The organism is Bartonella sp. CL434QHHD (assembly GCF_042195145.1).
Classification (GTDB): domain Bacteria; phylum Pseudomonadota; class Alphaproteobacteria; order Rhizobiales; family Rhizobiaceae; genus Bartonella.
The window spans coordinates 70898-88406 of the sequence record NZ_JBHINT010000005.1; the positions used below are offsets into that span (position 1 = coordinate 70898).

The window sequence follows — 17509 nt, forward strand, 5'->3', positions numbered from 1 at the left end:
AACGACCTCGCTGTTTATTTTGCAGGTTTACAAAAAACAGATGCTAATGTTTGTTGACGTTTTGATTTTTTCACAAAATGAGCACAATCGTCTTTATTTGGCTCAAGAGCGACCATACTTCTTGCTAATTTCAGCAAAATCTCAGAGGTATAGAGCTTCTTTTTATCTGCATACCATGCGGTAAGATAAACTTGTGCTGCTTCATGATAGCGTTTTTGCCCCAACAAAGATTCGGCCAACCAAAATAAAGCATCATCACTCAAAGAATCTTTTTTGTAACGATTTTGAAAAGCGCAAAAGCTTTTTTCAGCATCAACATAGTTAGCAGAACGAATAAAATCATACCCTTCCTTATACAAAGCTTTAGAAGAAGAAAGATTGTCACTCTGATGTGCTTCAATTGGAGCACTTACTTCATGCGCTTTGTTAAAAGGTTGACTGTTTTCATGATCATGGCTCTCCACCTTAGCTTCCACAGCAGCAACCTTTGTCTGATCACCTGTACTATGGTCCTGCTCTATCTCTTCTTTTACAGTCTGAGATTTTTCATCTACAGCAGACTTTTCAAAAGAACAAGAATAAACAGAAGAGGCTTCTGTATCAAAAAGCTCGTGAAACTGCTTGTTAACATTTTTTAGACTGTTATGCTCAAGCACCATTCGTATCTTATGCAAAAGCTTATCTAAATCATAATCTTTAAATAAAGCCTGTTGATTCTCTAAAATAATCCCTTGGTGCTCCGCAACACTAGTGGCTTTTTCCATCGCGCTAGATGCTGCTTTATCGGCTGCTTCAGGTGCTTCTTTTACAGCATCAATTGCCTTATCAACAGCGTCAGTGGCTTTTTCCACCGCGCTAGATGCTGCTTTATCGGCTGCTTCAGGTGCTTCTTTTACAGCATCGACAGCCTTATTAACAGCGTCAGTGGCTTTTTCCACCGCGCTAGATGCTGCTTTATCGGCTGCTTCAGGTGCTTCTTTTACAGCATCGACAGCCTTATTAACAGCGTCAGTGGCTTTTTCTATCACATCAGATGCTGCTTTATCAGCTGCTTCAGGTGCTTCTTTTACAGCATCAATTGCCTTATTAACAGCGTCAGTGGCTTTTTCCACCGCGCTAGACGCTGCTTTATCAGCTGCTTCAGGCGCTTCTTTTACAGCATCGACAGCCTTATTAACAGCGTCAGTGGCTTTTTCCACCACGCTAGATGCTGCTTTATCGGCTGCTTCAGGCGCTTCTTTAACAGCATCAACAGCCTTATTAACAGCGTCAGTGGCTTTTTCCGCCGCGCTAGATGCTGCTTTATCGGCTGCTTCAGGTGCTTTCTTCACATCATCAATTGCCTTATTAACAGCGTCAGTGGCTTTTTCTATCACATCAGATGCTGCTTTATCAGCTGCTTCAGGTGCTTTCTTCACATCATCGACAGCCTTATTAACAGCGTCAGTGGCTTTTTCTATCACATCAGATGCTGCTTTATCAGCTGCTTCAGGTGCTTTCTTCACATCATCGACAGCCTTATTAACAGCGTCAGTGGCTTTTTCTATCACATCAGATGCTGCTTTATCAGCTGCTTCAGGTGCTTTCTTCACATCATCGACAGCCTTATTAACAGCGTCAGTGGCTTTTTCTATCACATCAGATGCTGCTTTATCAGCTGCTTCAGGTGCTTTCTTCACATCATCGACAGCCTTATTAACAGCGTCAGTGGCTTTTTCTATCACATCAGATGCTGCTTTATCAGCTGCTTCAGGTGCTTTCTTCACATCATCGACAGCCTTATTAACAGCGTCAGTGGCTTTTTCTATCACATCAGATGCTGCTTTATCAGCTGCTTCAGGTGCTTTCTTCACATCATCGACAGCCTTATTAACAGCGTCAGTGGCTTTTTCTATCACATCAGATGCTGCTTTATCAGCTGCTTCAGGTGCTTTCTTCACATCATCGACAGCCTTATTAACAGCGTCAGTGGCTTTTTCTATCACATCAGATGCTGCTTTATCAGCTGCTTCAGGTGCTTTCTTCACATCATCGACAGCCTTATTAACAGCGTCAGTGGCTTTTTCTATCACATCAGATGCTGCTTTATCAGCTGCTTCAGGTGCTTTCTTCACATCATCGACAGCCTTATTAACAGCGTCAGTGGCTTTTTCTATCACATCAGATGCTGCTTTATCAGCTGCTTCAGGTGCTTTCTTCACATCATCGACAGCCTTATTAACAGCGTCAGTGGCTTTTTCTATCACATCAGATGCTGCTTTATCAGCTGCTTCAGGTGCTTTCTTCACATCATCGACAGCCTTATCAACAGCGTCAGTGGCTTTTTCCGCCGCATCAGATGCTGCTTTATCGGCTGCTTCAGGCGCTTTCTTAACATCATCAGTTGCCTTATCAACTGCATCAACTTTATCCGTATCATGTGCAGGATATTCGGAAGCCTTTCGTGCCGCACTTTGAACAAGTGAAGTAGAACAAGCTATGAAAACCCCCATATAAAAGAGTGTTTTCCAATTGATTTTACGATACATTCTTTTTTCCCCTTAAGAGCTTATTAAATAGTTGAAACAAACAATCTTCTTTTTAATGACTATTCATGTCATTCAACGTTGTCACAGCACGTCGATTTTGATTCCAACAGGAAATATCATCACATACTGCTACAGGTCTTTCTTTTCCGTAAGAAATTGTTTGAATCCGTTGTGCAGACACACCTAGAGACACCAAATAGTTTCGCACAGCAACAGCACGGCGCTGTCCAAGTGCCAAGTTATATTCACGTGTTCCCCTCTCATCAGCATGACCTTCGATCATAATAGAATAATAAGGATAATGAAGCAACCATTCTGCTTGGCGCGTTAAAATACGTTCAGCATCAGCATCAAGTGAAGAAGAATCGAGACCAAAAAACACGCGATCACCCACATTAACCGTAAATTCTTGTCCTGAACCTGGTGACATCTGATTCAAACCAGCATCATTCATATAAGCGCCATTCATACCGTTAAGTGCACCAACATTTTTTTTGCCACACCCACCCAAGCATAGTGAGAAAAGAAAGAGGATAGCTAAGGAATGAGAGATGGTTTTTTTGGTAGAGCGCATAGTCCGTTTCTCCTTGAATTTGGTAAAGAAGGGTCAATTCTTAAAAATATTTTTAAGAATAACCGTTAATTCCTAATGAAGACGAAATTTTTTCTGTTTTTTTTCGTCCTCATTTTTACTTTTAAGTCTCTGCCAATTTTTCTTCTCTTTGGCCATTCCTCTAACATTTCCATAAGAAATGTTTCCCTTATGCGTCATGGCTTTTTATGCATCATCTTGATCTTGATCTTGACGATTTTTTTGCAGCGCGTTCAGCTTTGCAAAAACTTTATCAGCGTCAAAAGTCTTATGCAGATTGTCTTCACTCTCATTTTCCTCTAGAGCAGCGTTTTCCGTCACAGAAGCGGGAAGCAACGACCTATCTTCTTCTGCAGCAACAGGGCGATTTTTCGCCGCACGCTGGAGCTCAAAATCTAAATCGATTTGCGAACACAAACCAAGCCCTACAGGATCAAGAGGAACCAAATTTGCACTATTCCAATGGGTTCTAAGGCGGATTTGTTCAATTGTCGCTTTTGTTGTCCCAATCAACCGTGCAATTTGTGCATCTTTCAACTCGGGATGGTTTGTAACCAACCATAGGATACCATTGGGACGATCTTGGCGTCGAGAAAGAGGGATATAGCGCGCCCCTTTACGTTTTTTTTCAGGAATATGCACCCTAGATTGAGAAATTTTCAATCGTGCGTTTTGATCAGCCTCCACCCGTGCAATTTCACTGCGCGTCAATTGCCCAGAACTAATCGGATCTAAACCTTTAATACCATAAGCCGCATCACCATCGGCAATAGCTTTTACTTCCAAGACATGCAATTTACAAAATTCTGCAATCTGATCAAAAGAAAGAGCTGTATTATCAACCAACCAAACAGCTGTTGCTTTGGGCATCAAAAGTTGCGTTGCCATTTTTATAAATCCTCTTCTGCGCCTCTTCTATGAGGCAGGTTACCGCCCACTCAAGAGCACTGGAACTTTTTTATATGTTTAGGTCTCTCCAACCACTCCTAAAACAAAGCGAGGCATGGAATAAACCATTTTGCTATGAGATTACATTCTGTTATAGCGTTATTTTTGCTCAACGACAAGAGATCTCTCTTGTAATGATCCTCAACTAAGGTGTCTTTACCTTTAAGATGAATTTTCTTATAAAGGGTTTATTCGATTATTTCACCTCATGCTGTGGCACATTTATTCTGGTGGGATGCGTGCTTTATCGCCTTAAATTCTAAAGAGTATCCAACTGGAAAGAAAGCCCTCAAATAGGAAGGAAAACTATGGCAGGCCATTCACAATTTAAAAATATTATGCACCGTAAAGGGCGTCAAGATGCAATGCGCTCGAAAATATTTTCTAAACTTGCACGCGAAATTACCGTAGCAGCAAAACAAGGTGCTCCTGATCCAGCCATGAATCCACGTTTAAGGCTGGCTGTTCAAAATGCCAAAGCACAATCGATGCCGAAAGATAATATTGAACGCGCGATTAAAAAAGCGTCAGGCGCCGATGTCGAAAATTATGATGAAGTACGCTATGAGGGTTATGGACCAGGTGGCGTTGCCGTCATTGTTGAAGCTTTAACTGATAACCGCAACCGCACCGCTTCAAATGTGCGCGCCGCCTTCACAAAATCAGGAGGTGCCTTAGGGGAAACAGGATCGGTCAGTTTCATGTTTAATCGGATTGGTGAAATAATCTATAAGCCAGAAGCAGGGACAGCCGATAACATCATGGATGCAGCAATTGAAGCCGGTGCCGAAGATGTGCAATCAGAAGAAACCGGACATCATATTACCTGCGCCTTTGAAGATATTGGTGAAGTTTCCAAAACACTTGAAGCAAAACTTGGTGAAGCAGAATCGATTAAAACGATTTGGAAAGCCACCACCCTTGCACCAATAGATGAAGAAAAAGCTTTGTCCGTTTTACGGCTGATTTCAACATTAGAAGAAGATGATGATGTGCAAAATGTTTATGCCAATTTTGATGTCAGTGATGAGATTTTGGCAAAATTGTCTGTATAATTCCCATCATTTGCATAAGCCCTCTCTTCATTCATGAGGGCTTCAAAAGCATCTGTCACTTCTCCTCTTTATCCGCCACATATAAAAGCCCCGCGTCAATAGCGGGGAAAAGCTGTCAGTGCAACAAGAAAACCGCAATTAATTTCAGAAAACATAACCAAAAAAAAGAAAGCATACAAAACTCTGTAGCCTCACGCCTTTCTTACATGCCCCAAAAATTATCCCTATATCCCCTCTCTATTTGATCTTTTTGTTCTTTAAGATGAACCTCCTCTCCGCTCTCAAGTGATGAAAATGATCTAGCCTCTAAACAATTGGGATTTTCCTAACGTATTCCTATGACGAATCACTCATAAAATTCACTTGAAACTTAAGGCTCAACAAACATGCACTCCCCTAAATATTCGCCACGCACTTAAAAACACTTAGAATATATCAAGGAGGTTTATACGTCCTATTTATACGCCCTATATCACCACACTTCAAAGGACAGTGTTTTTACAACATCACAGAATAAAAATAAGCAAATAGAAAGCCAGAGCTGATTGTTTAGCAAAGTATTGTACAAAAAGGCGGTACATCTCTCTAATCTGTTGCGGATAAATTTTTGACTTTATGGCATTAACTTTATAGCATCGTATATTTCTAAAATAACGTCATTTATCTTAAAAATCTGTCCTTTTGCTCTTACCAATCAATCAATATTCAGACCTAAAACAACCGCGTACTTGAATAAAACACATCAAAGAGCAACAGCCCCCCCTGACAAGAGGACTCTTCACAAACAAAATCGAAGAGGAAGCTTAAAAAAATATATATAGCGACACTTTGAATAAAAAATTGAAATCTAGAGATCTCAGAATTTTCGACTCTATTTTTTCAAGGTATTGTTTTGAATTTTTTTAAGCATTTTCCCCCAAGGAAATTCCATTATCGATCAACAACCGTAGATGATAGATGAAACCTACATAACTCCCCATGCCCACTATAATCAATTCCTTCTTTTAAATAATTAAAAAACTATTGAGATTGTTTAAACTTGAGACTGTATTCCTTCTATATTCTATTTTTAAGCATTTTGTTTTATTGTATATTGAGCAAAGGCGACCATGCTGGATCTGAAGCATCATTGGGGGTGGGTAATTGACGTTCATTGCGACCCGTAATATCAATCGTATAAATTTTTGGTCCCATACCGGGATTTTTGCGAAAGAACATCAGCACACGACCATTAGGGGCCCAAGTTGGTCCTTCATTGTGAAACCCCGTGGTTAAAATTCGTTCTCCTTGTCCATCAGGGCGCATAACACCGATAGAAAATTGTCCGTTTAATTGTTTTGTAAAGGCGATATAGTCACCCCGTGGAGACCAAATAGGTGTTGAATAACTCCCATCGTTTGAAGAAATACGCTGAATATCACTCCCATCCGCATTCATTTTATAGATTTGCGGCTTTCCACTACGATCTGAAGAAAAGACGATTTGTTTTCCATCCGGTGAATAAGAAGCAGAAGTATCAATAGCAGAAGTTGTTGTAAGTCGCGTCATCGTACGGGTTCGTAAATCCATGGTGTAAAGATTGGCACTCCCATCATTTTGTAACAAACTCATGATAACTTTTTGTCCATCAGAAGAAAAACGTGGAGCAATTGTCATGTTATTAAACGTTCCGATCAACTCTCTTTGCCCCATTTCAATTTGTTGGAGATAAACATGAGGTACTTGATTGTCCTCATAAGCCATATAGGTCATTTCTTGTCTTTTTGGAGAAAAACGCGGCGTAAGCACCAATTCACTTCCATCAGACATATAAATCAAATTTGCGCCATCTTGATCCATCATTGCTAAGCGTTTAATGCGTGCATTTTGGGGTCCTGTTTCATCGATAAAAACAATTCGTGTATCAAAATAACCACTTTCTCCTGTCATCTCACTATAGATCTCATCTGCGATCATATGTGCCACACGCCGCCAACGTTCTGTCGCGGTATAAAAACGCCGTCCTTTCAATTGTCTTTGTCCAAAAACATCCCATAAACGAAAATCGACCCTCAAACGTCCATCGATTTCTCTCATGACTTGCCCAGTAACTAAACCTTGCGCTTTTATTTTCTGCCAAGAAGCAAAATGCGGTTGTTTATTAGGATTAGAAATGTTTTCAAAAAAATTTGCTTTATCAAGCGGTAAAAAAAGCCCCGACCGTTCAAGATCGGCTGTCACCACAGCAGATATTTTCAACCCAATCGAATCATTGGAAATAAAGTCTGTAATTGCAATGGGAATGGGATTAAAATCAGCGCTCGAAATAGTTCCTTTCAATTGCGCATAACCCGATGAAATACTTGAAAGCCACAACCCACAAGTGACAATAAACCAAGCAAAAACTTTATGTCTCGTTATAGTCATCATGGAATGTGTCCTTTCGTTAAGCGCTTTTTTCTCGTTTATCATCTTATTTCTTGGAGGGGATCAACATTAAAGTCAAAACCTTGCCCCCATAGATCATATTGATCACGTGGGAGATCTGCATAAGGTTGGCATGAAAAGACAGCAGCGTACACCTGCCTTATCATAATAGCTTGTTGACTCTCAAGGCCGCTTACGGGATCAATGATAGGATCACCCACAACCATCCCTTCACGGTCTAAGTAAAATCGCAACCGCACAACCGGACGGTTTTTTAAATCGCCGCCAAGCGCCACAAGTTTAAGCTTCTGTTGAATACATCCCCCCGCAATATTGACCAATGTTTGTGCCATTTTTGTGGTATCATTAATATTTTTTCTTGCACCCAAAGCTTCTGGTGTATGAGAACGTTTTGCCCCCCCTCCTTGTGACCGCGCACGATTAAGCAAATTATTTTCCTCCAGAGCTAAAATATCTTCAATGGTCTGTTTCTCTTGGTTTTTCTTGTTAAGCTTTGGCGTATTTTGATTCAATGCAGCCTCATTCTTCCTTGGAGATTTTTCGTCAAACTTTGGTTTAAACTGTGGAAGAAGAGATTTTTCTGGAAGTACAATTTTGGGCGCTTGATGAACAATCTGCTCTGCTGGTACTTTTGGGACCGTTGGAGCCAATTCTTTTGGCAATATCATCTCTTCATTTTTGTGCGCAAGCTTGAGCGCAACCTTAGAGGCATCTTCCGGCACTCTCAAAGGCATCTCAGGCGCAACCTTGGGCGCATCCTCTGGTGCCTCCAAAGGCATCTCAGGTACAGCCTTGGGCGCATCCTCCGGTGGTGCCTCCAAAGGCATCTCAGGCGCAACCTTGGGCGCATCCTCTGGTGCCTCCAAAGGCATCTCAGGCGCAACCTTGGGCGCATCCTCTGGTGCCTCCAAAGGCATCTCAGGCGCAACCTTGGGCGCATCCTCCGGTGGTGCCTCCAAAGGCATCTCAGGTGCAACCTTGAGCGCATCCTCCGGCGCTCTCAAAGGCATCTCAGGTGCAACCTTGGGCGCATCCTCCGGTGGTGCCTCCAAAGGCATCTCAGGTGCAACCTTGGGCGCATCCTCTGTTTTTGCTTCTAATAATTCTGGTTTTGTAAGTTCTGGTGCAAATGTTTCTGATGTGTTCTCGCTTGATGGTGGCGATGCTGTTTCAACGGGACGCGGCTTTTCCTTTGGTTGAAATGGTGCAAGACTATCTATTTGTCCCTCTCCAATATGGCGTGCATCTTCTTTCTCTTGTGGCTGCATAGTTGGTTTTATGGCAGGGATTGCACGGATAGGAGCCTTCACGGCTCCTTGTTGAGAAGAAAACTCGTCCACTAAAGGAGCAAGAGTAATGGGAATTGCTTCCAATGGTTGTGGTAAAGAGACAGAGCTTGTAAACTGAATGGCTCCCCAACTGAGAAAAATGACATGGACCACAAGGGATAAAGCCAAGCCTCGTTTCATACTATGATAGGAGTCTTTATTCATTCTTTATGCCTTATTTATGCCTTACATTTTTTCATTTTTAATCACTCTATGCTCTTTTTAAAAAAAAAATTAAAAACAACCGGTTATGCGCAATTTTATTACTTATTATTTATTGTGCTAGACTTGCTAACGCAACTTGAGAAAACCCCGCTTTTTGAATATCCGCCAGCAATTTTAATACCTGCTGATATTCAACAGTTTTAGCAACCCGCACAAAAACCCGTTGATCTTTTTGTGTAACATCTGCTTCCAGAAGAGTTTTCAGGTGTGCAATCAGGGCCTGTGACGTTTCATAATAATCTTGATTAATGGCAAAGCGCCCTTGCGCGTCAAGTGAAACCGTAAGGGGTGTTTTTTGAGCTCGTACGGGACCCGCTTGACTACGAGGCAAATCTAGAGGAACACCGTTCACTAAAAGGGGAGCAGAGACCATAAAAATAATCAACAAGACCAGCATGACATCCACAAAAGGAGTGACATTGATCTCACTCATCAGTTGGCTTCGTGAATGATGCCGCCTACGTGTATTTTTGCGAGAAGAAGAAGCAACAGAAACGCCCATGGATAAGCTCCTTTTTATAAAGAGGAAGGTGCTGTGCGTGTTTCATCAATACGCCGCGATACAATTGTTGAAAATTCATCGGCAAAATTTTCTATTTGTGCAATGATGCGCGCACTTTCATGAGTCAACTTGTTATAAGCAATAACGGCTGGAATTGCTGCAAACAAACCAATAGCGGTTGCCAAAAGCGCTTCTGCAATCCCCGGCGCGACAATGGCAAGTGATGTATTTTGAGAAGCTGAAATAGAAAGAAAAGACTCCATAATACCAATAACTGTTCCAAAAAGTCCGATAAAAGGTCCAGCAGACCCCAGTGTCGCAAGAAAACTTAATTTTGATTCTATTTTTTCACTTTCACGTCCCAGCGTCAAATCCATAGCCTTATCAATTCTGCTCTGCAAACTTTTCGATGTATGGGTCCCTTTTTCAAGAGATTTTTTCCATTCAACCATTGCTGCTATAAAAACTGCGGATATACTATTTGTACGTTGACTTTTGCATGATGCATAAAGATCTTCTAGCGCTTTGCCGGACCAAAATGTACGTTCAAACTGCTTTATTTCACGCCGTATTCTCCGATACGTAAAAATTTTATCAAAAATAATTGCCCAACTCCAGATGGAAGCGAGCAGCAACCCAATCATAACACCTTTCACGATCCAACTCGCTTGCATAAACAAATGCAACATTCCAATTGTTTCCGGATTTGTTAGTTCACCATGCGGCATAATTTTTGTCCCTCTAAATGAAAGGTGTATTTTTAAAAGTTTTATAAAACAGATTATTTTATAGTTTCTAAATTTAAGTAAAAACTCTAGTCTCACATAAATCCATGCGCTAAAACAAGACTTGTTTCTTAAATTTCCTTAAAAAGTGATGACGAGAGACATCCCTCAATGCAGGCCCCTCCTCATTTCACAACAGCATTTATGAAAAATATAACGATAAGAACTTCTCCATAAATACTATAAAAATAAAAGATATAAAAATGCATAATATAAAATCTATTATGCACCACCATCTTTACGCTTATGATAAAGAACGCTAAACCATCATACGCGTTTTAAGCTTAAAATGCTGCAATAAGTCTTAGCACTTGAAAAGATTCATAAGAAGCATTTTATTCCTTTCTTAAGTGTTTTTGTACCCACTCATCAACCCCGCTTGTGACATGTAAGAAAATGTTTTTAATTAATTCGCAGCAATAGAGCTTGAAAAGAAAAAATCTTACAAGTTTCAGAATTATCTAAAAATTGCAACGCAGTGAATTATCATTATAAATAAATATGTTATCATCATGAAAAATTATGCTTTGCCTCAGGCTATTGTTTCTCTCATTCTTTAATAAGATCACACCATCGGGCAAAAAAACGACACTAAACCACCCTACCATACCTCACGACAATGCGCCTCCCCCACGCACCCCTACAAGTCCTATATAATCTAGTGTAAGTCTCATGTAATCTCATTGTGTTGTGAATTTGCCTCTTTCAATGCCTATCATCTCTCTGGCACTATGGTATAACGTAAAAGCTTCTGTGATATGAAAAAAGCCTTTTCACGTCTTTACTTCATGAAAACCAGCTTCTTCGCTCTCTTTGCTCTCTTGCGATATTTGATCGTTATTGCATTGAAAATGATACATAAGGAACATTTTTACAATTTTTTCAATGATTTATATTGCTCTCTTATGATGTGTAAGCAAATGATTTTAATTGTTTCAACATGAACAGATTTGAAATGCAAAGTATTTTATTCCTCTATTAGGGTTTGTACCCGTGAGAAGTGATAATTTATCTTTCTAAGTCAATATATTATATAATAATATGCTTTTGAAACTTTAAATCAAGAATGCATTTCTGCTTTATATACATTGATCTCTCACTCATTTACTACGCTTAGAAGCGCACATAAAGTGATGCATTATAGATAGAAATGGATGAAACACGCGCTCTTGTGATGCCAAATGACAATCCAGTAAAAAAACAAATCAAATTGCTTAAAAACACCCTTTGGGCGTTTTTAGACAATTTTCGACCTAATGGCTTATTATCACTTTATTGCAATATTGCGCTGGGTATGTGCATTTTTATAAAAACAAATCTTAATCCATTTTTTATTTATTTTTTTGTACTTTTCGCTGTTTTCCGATGCCAATAAACCTTTCTTCAAAAGAAAGAAAATATCTTGAGTTTATAGCAGAAAATGGATGAGGCGACATTGTTTTTGAATCATAACATGGATGAGGCGTGTTTAATTTTGTGAAATATCATCTTCAATTTATTGTAGTGTTGTAGCAGAGCTGTTTTCTTTTGCTGTATCGTGTAACCTTGTTGGAAAACATTTAGGCTATGATAAATGTATAGTTTTAGATTGTAGATTACTTTATATCTGCCGATCTCTCCTAAAGCTGCTGGTTCAATGAATAATACTTTTAACCAAGAATTTTTGCAAAAAGTTCTTTGGGTAAACGTCGCGGTTTTGCCTCCTCATTAATCAGAGCAATTTCAACTTTGGCTGTTACCAACGTGGTCATCTCATGCAAAATAGATTGCTCCATAAAAAAGCGTGCCCCTTGGATATGAGTAACACGTGTTTTAACGACTAAAAGATTATCAATTTTAGCTGGTCTTGAAAAATTAATTTCCATATGACGAACAACAAAAAACAGTTTTTCTCCCTCAACCCCTGCTGCTAACATCTTATTATTAAAACCGGCATCTCGTAAAAACTCTGAACGTCCTCGTTCAAAAAACTCAAGATAACGCGCATGATAAACCACACCGGAAAAATCTGTATCAGCAACATAAACGCGGACCTGAAAATTATGAAAAGCGTTTGTATGATTGCTCTTAAAAGGTGTTATTTCTGTCATCGACTTCATGCCCCATAAAATCATCTAATATAGCTAATATAGCAAATTGTTTATCAATCAAAAGATTGAACACATTTTTGTGTTGAAGTTGTGGAAAGCAAAAGCAAAAAACCCTCAATAGTGCCAAACTTTTTCGACCAGAATATGTTAAAGGAAGCACGTCTCTTGTATTTTATGACCTTGCTATAAAATGTTCAAATAGTTTCTTTTAATGAAGAAATGCCTTAGTCATCTTCCCCATCCCATAAAGACGTCTGAAGTAATGAATTGTCTTGAGCATCAGAAAGTTGAGAACGCCTTTGTATAGACGTTGTAGAGGCTGGAGCAGAAAGCCCTAAATGGCTCCAAGCCTTTTCAGTTAGAATGCGTCCACGAGCAGTTCTTTGAATAAAACCTTGTTGGAGCAAATACGGTTCAACAATATCTTCAATGGCATCGCGTGGTTCTGATAAAGCAGCAGCAATCGTTTCAATCCCCACCGGTCCCCCTAAAAAAGTTTCCGCAATCAGAAGCAAGTAGCGACGGTCAAGCGGATCAAGACCAAGATGATCGACCTCAAGGCGCGAAAGCGCTTCATCGGCGATTTTTTGGTCAATTTGTTTTGCTTGTTTAACCAAAGCAAAATCACAAACGCGTCGTAAAAGCCGTCCGGCAATACGAGGGGTCCCCCGTGCTCGGCGTGCAATTTCATGGGCACCATCATCACTAATCTTGACGGCAAAAAGCCGCGCATTACGCTGCACAATATATTCTAATTCTTCTATCGTATAAAAATTGAGACGAATTGGGATGCCAAAACGGTCTCTCAGCGGTGTGGTCAAAAGCCCCAAACGTGTGGTTGCCGCTACCAAAGTAAATTTAGCCAGATCAATTTTCACCGAGCGTGCGGCCGGCCCCTCCCCAATGATCAAATCCAGTTGATAATCTTCCATGGCTGGATAAAGAATTTCCTCAATCGCCGGATTTAAGCGATGAATTTCATCAATAAACAAGACATCACGTTCTTCAAGATTGGTCAAGAGAGCGGCTAAATCTCCTGCTTTAGCAATGACCGGCCCTGAAGTAGAGCGAAAATTAACGCCTAATTCTTTTGCCATAATCTGTGAAAGCGTTGTTTTTCCCAACCCCGGTGGTCCTACAAACAAAACGTGATCCAGCGCTTCTTGCCGCGTTTTTGCTGCTTCAATAAATATTTTTAAATTAGCCCGTGCCGCTTCTTGACCAATAAAGTCATCGAGAACTTGTGGTCTTAAGGAACGATCTGGATCGTTAGGAAGGGAAGCGGAACCCAGAAGGCGTTTATCTTCATCTTTATGCATTGTTACCTTGATTTTAAGTAGGAGAAGAAAGCAATTTGAGACTATGGCGGATCAGCAGGGCAGAAGAAACAGTTTCCCCCTCAAGAGCGTTCATCGCAAGAGCAAGAGCACGGGATGCATGCTCCCGTTCAAACCCTAGCTTCATCAACGCGGAAAGCGCATCATGCGCAGGTTGATTGGTCATCTCACGCTGAGGAACCGAAACAGTCTTGAGCGCTTGTTCAAAGGGGAGTGTTTTACTTTTCAACTCACCCACAATTCTTTCACTGACTTTTTTACCAACGCCCGGCGCTCGACTAATCATCGCAACATCGTTTAAGGCAATAGCCTGTGCAAGTTCATCTGGCGATAAAGTACCCAAGATTGCCAAAGCAACCTTTGCCCCTACTCCAGGAACATTTTGTAGAAGACAAAACCACTCCTGTTCAGCTCTTGTAGCAAAACCAAAAAGGCGGATTGCGTCTTCCCGAACATGCGTTTCAATAAAAAGGCTTAACGCCTCCCCAACAGAGGGTAAAGAAGGACGCAGCCGATTTGACACAAAAACAACATAACCCACACCGTGCACATCAAGAAGGATATGATCATCAAAGATATGTTCAAGAGTGCCCTTTAATTTGCCAATCATGTTGCCACCCCACTCATATCGCCTTCCTTGCCTGATAAGATAGGTCAATACTGTTACGGTGCATACTATGACAAAGAGCAAGAGCAAGAGCATCAGCCGCATCACTGCTATCAAATTCAGCCCGTGGGAGGAGAACTTTGACCATCATATGGATTTGTTCTTTAGCCCCATGTCCAACACCAATAACCGATTTTTTCACTTTGTTGGGCGCATATTCAAAAACAGGAAGATTTGCTTGCGCAGGAACCAGCAGTGCAATTGCACGTGCTTGCCCAAGTTTTAAAGTTGCTGTAGCATCTTTATTGACAAACACATGTTCTACAGCAGCTTCATGGGGCATAAATTGATGCACAACCTCTGAAAGACCTTTGTGGATCTGACATAGTCTGGAAGCCAGCTCACACTTTACATCAGAAGAAACCGTCCCTGCTGCAATAAACTGAAGACGATTACCCGCAACATCGATAACGCCCCACCCTGTACGCCGTAATCCGGGATCAATGCCTATAATACGAATCGTCTCTGCCATAAACTACAGTCTATACACTTTTCCCCCCTGTGAATAAAGATGTGAATAAAGACAAGACCACAAAGAAAACAGCAACCCAAGACAAAACCAGTAAAAAGATAATCATCCCCCCAAATTTATACAATTATAACACGCAACGAACAGCATCTTTATGAAACATACTTTATGAAGCATAACTGAAATCAATCAAAACCATTCACACATCACAAGCAAGCACCTTATCAAGCACCCTCTAAAGCATAAAAATTCCCTTTCTATATCATATCCAATGCCATAACGGTTAAACATCGCAAGCGAGCAAATAGATCAGTGCTGGATTGTACATTCATAAGTATAAAGAGGCTATGAAACAGATGCTACACACTTTGCGAAAACTTTTTACATTATAGCATGACGCTACCATAACACGACAACACGTTGATTTATAAAGATAATTAATTATTTTGTATGTTGCATAAGAATCCCGAATATCCTAAGATTTTCTCATTACAAATCTGTTTATATTGAAGCAATCAAAACCATTCTCTTACATATGAAACGTGGGATTGCCGTATAGAGTGAAACTGTACAAGAAAGGACTAAAAATAATGCTTCTAATGAATTGTCTCAAGTTCCAAAGGCTGCCGCAACATTGGGGAGTGGTAAAGATGATGATAGTGCCGGCTTTTTCCTTTGCAAGCGTAAAAATGAGAGAGGCTCAACGGATGTGAATAAGAACTGAGAGATATTTTTGAATATACTCATCACACCACAATGACATTGCGTAGAGAGGGACATTTCATAGAGAGGAACATGCATAGGGGCACAAGGAACCCATGGGACATTCATTATATGGCACTATATGGCATTTTATTTTGGATATTTTATTTTACGCGAAGGAAAATACCTTCCATTCAAAACAAAAGAAGCCCAAAAACTGTAACAATGTGTATCATCCTCATTAACACACACTTTACAGCAGCTTTATAGGCATAAATTATAGAGCATAAATAAATTGATGTACAAGCCCCTACTCTATCTTAGAGCCAGATCATTATCATAACCAAAACAAAATCACACGATAGATCAACAGAAAGTGTTCCAGATGCAATCAACCAAAGCCGATTTCCCACAAAACCAACCATACTCCATCCCATGCCATAATTTACAATCAATACCTATACCCTTCAGCTATAAGCTCAAGATATTTCCTACGCTCAAATAGAAATTAGGCAGAAAAAAGCACTCTAGATTAGTTTTAGTTGTGAAATTTCGGTTGTAAAAAAAAATGGGTATACTGCTCTAAATATCGCAAGAAAGAAGCAAGGAGCTATTATTCTCAGCACGCCCAAAAGCTGTTTTCAGTAATTCGATTTGTTTTCCCACTAGATTATCATCGTTCAAGATAAAGCCGCCGCTTATTGACCAAAGTGCTTAAACTACAGCAGCATCTCTAAATGAAAAAAATGCACGCTTCTAAACGCAATGAATGAGAAACAAATTGGCGAAAAACTTCTGGCAATTCATGCCAATGAGGGGTTTCAAGTTCCAATGCTCAGTGTATGAAGTGACACTTTTACAATTTCTTTTTATTTGTTCTGATGACATTTCCCCTTCGCACAAAGTAAGGGAGTACCTCTAAGAACGCCCAAAGGCTGTTTTGAGCAATTCGATTTGTTTTCCCACTGGATTATCATCGTTCAAGATAAAGCCGCCGCTTATTGACCAAAGTGCTTAAACTACAGCAGCATCTCTAAATGAAAAAAATGCACGCTTCTAAACGCAATGAATGAGAAACAAATTGGCGAAAAACTTCTGGCAATTCATGCCAATGAGGGGTTTCAAGTTCCAATGCTCAGTGTATGAAGTGACACTTTTACAATTTCTTTTTATTTGTTCTGATGACATTTCCCCTTCGCACAAAGCAAGGGAGTACCTCTAAGAACGCCCAAAGGCTGTTTTGAGCAATTCGATTTGTTTTCCCACTGGATTATCATCTTCTAGAGCACAGGAGGCCGCAGTTTCCCACCCAGCACGCATATAGGTTATCCGCGCTTCTAAACGCAATGAATGAGAAACAAATTGGCGAAAAATTTCTGGCAATTCATGCCAATGCGGGGTTTCAAGTTCCAATGTCGGTGTATGAAGTGACACTTTTACAATTTCTTTTTTTATTTGTTCTGATGACATTTCCCCTTCACGCTCTGCGCGAAGAAGAAGGAGTTGAGAAGCGATTTGCATAAGTCGTGTACTTAAATACATAGCCTCTTTTGCATAGATTGCAGAAACCTCTGCCGAAAGAGAGCGTGCTACTAATTTCCCTTCTGAGTCAATATACGCTGCGGTTTTTTCAATCAGCGCCATTGTTTCTTCATAGAGACGATTAAAAGCATTTTCAAAAGCATTATGCTCAATCATGATAATAGGTTCATCATATGGACGTTTATGTACACTCACGCTTTTATACTCCAAGTATCAGCACAAAATTATACCACTCAACGAACAGAGTATTAAAAAGTTTCTTTTGTTGCTGTATAGAACGCTTTTTTTAAAACTGCTACCTCTTTTAATTTT

At 40.2% G+C, this 17509-nt stretch carries 13 protein-coding genes and 2 pseudogenes; 1 reads left to right on the forward strand and 14 read right to left on the reverse strand.

Going from position 1 to position 17509, the window contains the following annotated elements; translation table 11 throughout:
* Positions 1-14: 14 nt before the first annotated feature.
* From ACFILN_RS00815 to ACFILN_RS00825, 3 genes are all read right to left on the reverse strand, one after another.
* Complete coding sequence (locus tag ACFILN_RS00815) at positions 15-2528, reverse strand: tol-pal system protein (protein WP_375670649.1); 2514 nt, start codon at positions 2526-2528, stop codon at positions 15-17.
* A 52-nt stretch (positions 2529-2580) separates the two neighbouring features.
* Positions 2581-3102 (reverse strand): peptidoglycan-associated lipoprotein Pal, encoded by a 522-nt coding sequence (gene pal, locus ACFILN_RS00820; RefSeq protein ID WP_273790460.1) that lies wholly within the window; start codon positions 3100-3102, stop codon positions 2581-2583.
* A 204-nt stretch (positions 3103-3306) separates the two neighbouring features.
* Positions 3307-4008, reverse strand: a complete 702-nt coding sequence (locus ACFILN_RS00825) for a DUF1013 domain-containing protein (RefSeq protein WP_273790461.1) — start codon at positions 4006-4008, stop codon at positions 3307-3309.
* A 368-nt stretch (positions 4009-4376) separates the two neighbouring features.
* Here ACFILN_RS00825 and ACFILN_RS00830 point away from each other — a divergent pair, with 368 nt between their 5' ends.
* Positions 4377-5123: a YebC/PmpR family DNA-binding transcriptional regulator gene (locus ACFILN_RS00830; protein WP_254492472.1), complete on the forward strand. Its 747-nt coding sequence runs from the start codon at positions 4377-4379 to the stop codon at positions 5121-5123.
* 1083 nt (positions 5124-6206) lie between these two features.
* Here the strand turns inward: ACFILN_RS00830 and tolB are convergent.
* The 11 genes and pseudogenes from tolB to ACFILN_RS00885 all read right to left on the reverse strand — a co-directional run bounded on the left by tolB (position 6207) and on the right by ACFILN_RS00885 (position 17392).
* On the reverse strand, positions 6207-7532 hold the full coding sequence (tolB, locus tag ACFILN_RS00835; protein ID WP_375654367.1) for a Tol-Pal system beta propeller repeat protein TolB: 1326 nt from the start codon (positions 7530-7532) through the stop codon (positions 6207-6209).
* A 38-nt stretch (positions 7533-7570) separates the two neighbouring features.
* On the reverse strand, positions 7571-9043 hold the full coding sequence (locus ACFILN_RS00840; protein WP_375670651.1) for a cell envelope biogenesis protein TolA: 1473 nt from the start codon (positions 9041-9043) through the stop codon (positions 7571-7573).
* Between the two features lie 109 nt (positions 9044-9152).
* Complete coding sequence (gene tolR, locus ACFILN_RS00845) at positions 9153-9605, reverse strand: protein TolR (RefSeq protein WP_375670653.1); 453 nt, start codon at positions 9603-9605, stop codon at positions 9153-9155.
* A gap of 14 nt (positions 9606-9619) precedes the next feature.
* Positions 9620-10333 carry a protein TolQ gene (gene tolQ / locus ACFILN_RS00850; protein ID WP_273790464.1) on the reverse strand — a complete coding sequence of 238 codons (714 nt, stop codon included), beginning with the start codon at positions 10331-10333 and terminating at the stop codon, positions 9620-9622.
* 1706 nt (positions 10334-12039) lie between these two features.
* Positions 12040-12480 (reverse strand): tol-pal system-associated acyl-CoA thioesterase, encoded by a 441-nt coding sequence (gene ybgC, locus ACFILN_RS00855; protein ID WP_273790465.1) that lies wholly within the window; start codon positions 12478-12480, stop codon positions 12040-12042.
* Positions 12481-12704: 224 nt separating this feature from the next.
* Positions 12705-13799 carry a Holliday junction branch migration DNA helicase RuvB gene (ruvB, locus tag ACFILN_RS00860; protein WP_273790466.1) on the reverse strand — a complete coding sequence of 365 codons (1095 nt, stop codon included), beginning with the start codon at positions 13797-13799 and terminating at the stop codon, positions 12705-12707.
* A 13-nt stretch (positions 13800-13812) separates the two neighbouring features.
* Positions 13813-14427, reverse strand: coding sequence for a Holliday junction branch migration protein RuvA (gene ruvA / locus ACFILN_RS00865; protein ID WP_375626548.1), 615 nt, complete (start codon positions 14425-14427; stop codon positions 13813-13815).
* Between the two features lie 13 nt (positions 14428-14440).
* Entirely contained in the window at positions 14441-14956 is a 516-nt protein-coding gene (gene ruvC / locus ACFILN_RS00870) for a crossover junction endodeoxyribonuclease RuvC (protein WP_273790468.1), read from the reverse strand.
* A gap of 1281 nt (positions 14957-16237) precedes the next feature.
* Positions 16238-16552, reverse strand: a pseudogene (locus tag ACFILN_RS00875) (DUF1465 family protein); the annotation flags it as partial.
* A 21-nt stretch (positions 16553-16573) separates the two neighbouring features.
* Positions 16574-16852, reverse strand: a pseudogene (locus tag ACFILN_RS00880) (DUF1465 family protein); the annotation flags it as partial.
* A gap of 21 nt (positions 16853-16873) precedes the next feature.
* Positions 16874-17392 (reverse strand): DUF1465 family protein, encoded by a 519-nt coding sequence (locus ACFILN_RS00885; RefSeq protein ID WP_375649927.1) that lies wholly within the window; start codon positions 17390-17392, stop codon positions 16874-16876.
* Positions 17393-17509: the final 117 nt, after the last annotated feature.

What these genes read in the sequence shown, in the direction of transcription:
- ACFILN_RS00815 (WP_375670649.1), bottom strand. Translation starts at nt 2,528, where the DNA reads ATGTATCGTAAAATCAATTGGAAAACACTCTTTTATATGGGGGTTTTC.
- pal (WP_273790460.1), bottom strand. Translation starts at nt 3,102, where the DNA reads ATGCGCTCTACCAAAAAAACCATCTCTCATTCCTTAGCTATCCTCTTT.
- ACFILN_RS00825 (WP_273790461.1), bottom strand. Translation starts at nt 4,008, where the DNA reads ATGGCAACGCAACTTTTGATGCCCAAAGCAACAGCTGTTTGGTTGGTT.
- ACFILN_RS00830 (WP_254492472.1), top strand. Translation starts at nt 4,377, where the DNA reads ATGGCAGGCCATTCACAATTTAAAAATATTATGCACCGTAAAGGGCGT.
- tolB (WP_375654367.1), bottom strand. Translation starts at nt 7,532, where the DNA reads ATGATGACTATAACGAGACATAAAGTTTTTGCTTGGTTTATTGTCACT.
- ACFILN_RS00840 (WP_375670651.1), bottom strand. Translation starts at nt 9,043, where the DNA reads ATGAATAAAGACTCCTATCATAGTATGAAACGAGGCTTGGCTTTATCC.
- tolR (WP_375670653.1), bottom strand. Translation starts at nt 9,605, where the DNA reads ATGGGCGTTTCTGTTGCTTCTTCTTCTCGCAAAAATACACGTAGGCGG.
- tolQ (WP_273790464.1), bottom strand. Translation starts at nt 10,333, where the DNA reads ATGCCGCATGGTGAACTAACAAATCCGGAAACAATTGGAATGTTGCAT.
- ybgC (WP_273790465.1), bottom strand. Translation starts at nt 12,480, where the DNA reads ATGACAGAAATAACACCTTTTAAGAGCAATCATACAAACGCTTTTCAT.
- ruvB (WP_273790466.1), bottom strand. Translation starts at nt 13,799, where the DNA reads ATGCATAAAGATGAAGATAAACGCCTTCTGGGTTCCGCTTCCCTTCCT.
- ruvA (WP_375626548.1), bottom strand. Translation starts at nt 14,427, where the DNA reads ATGATTGGCAAATTAAAGGGCACTCTTGAACATATCTTTGATGATCAT.
- ruvC (WP_273790468.1), bottom strand. Translation starts at nt 14,956, where the DNA reads ATGGCAGAGACGATTCGTATTATAGGCATTGATCCCGGATTACGGCGT.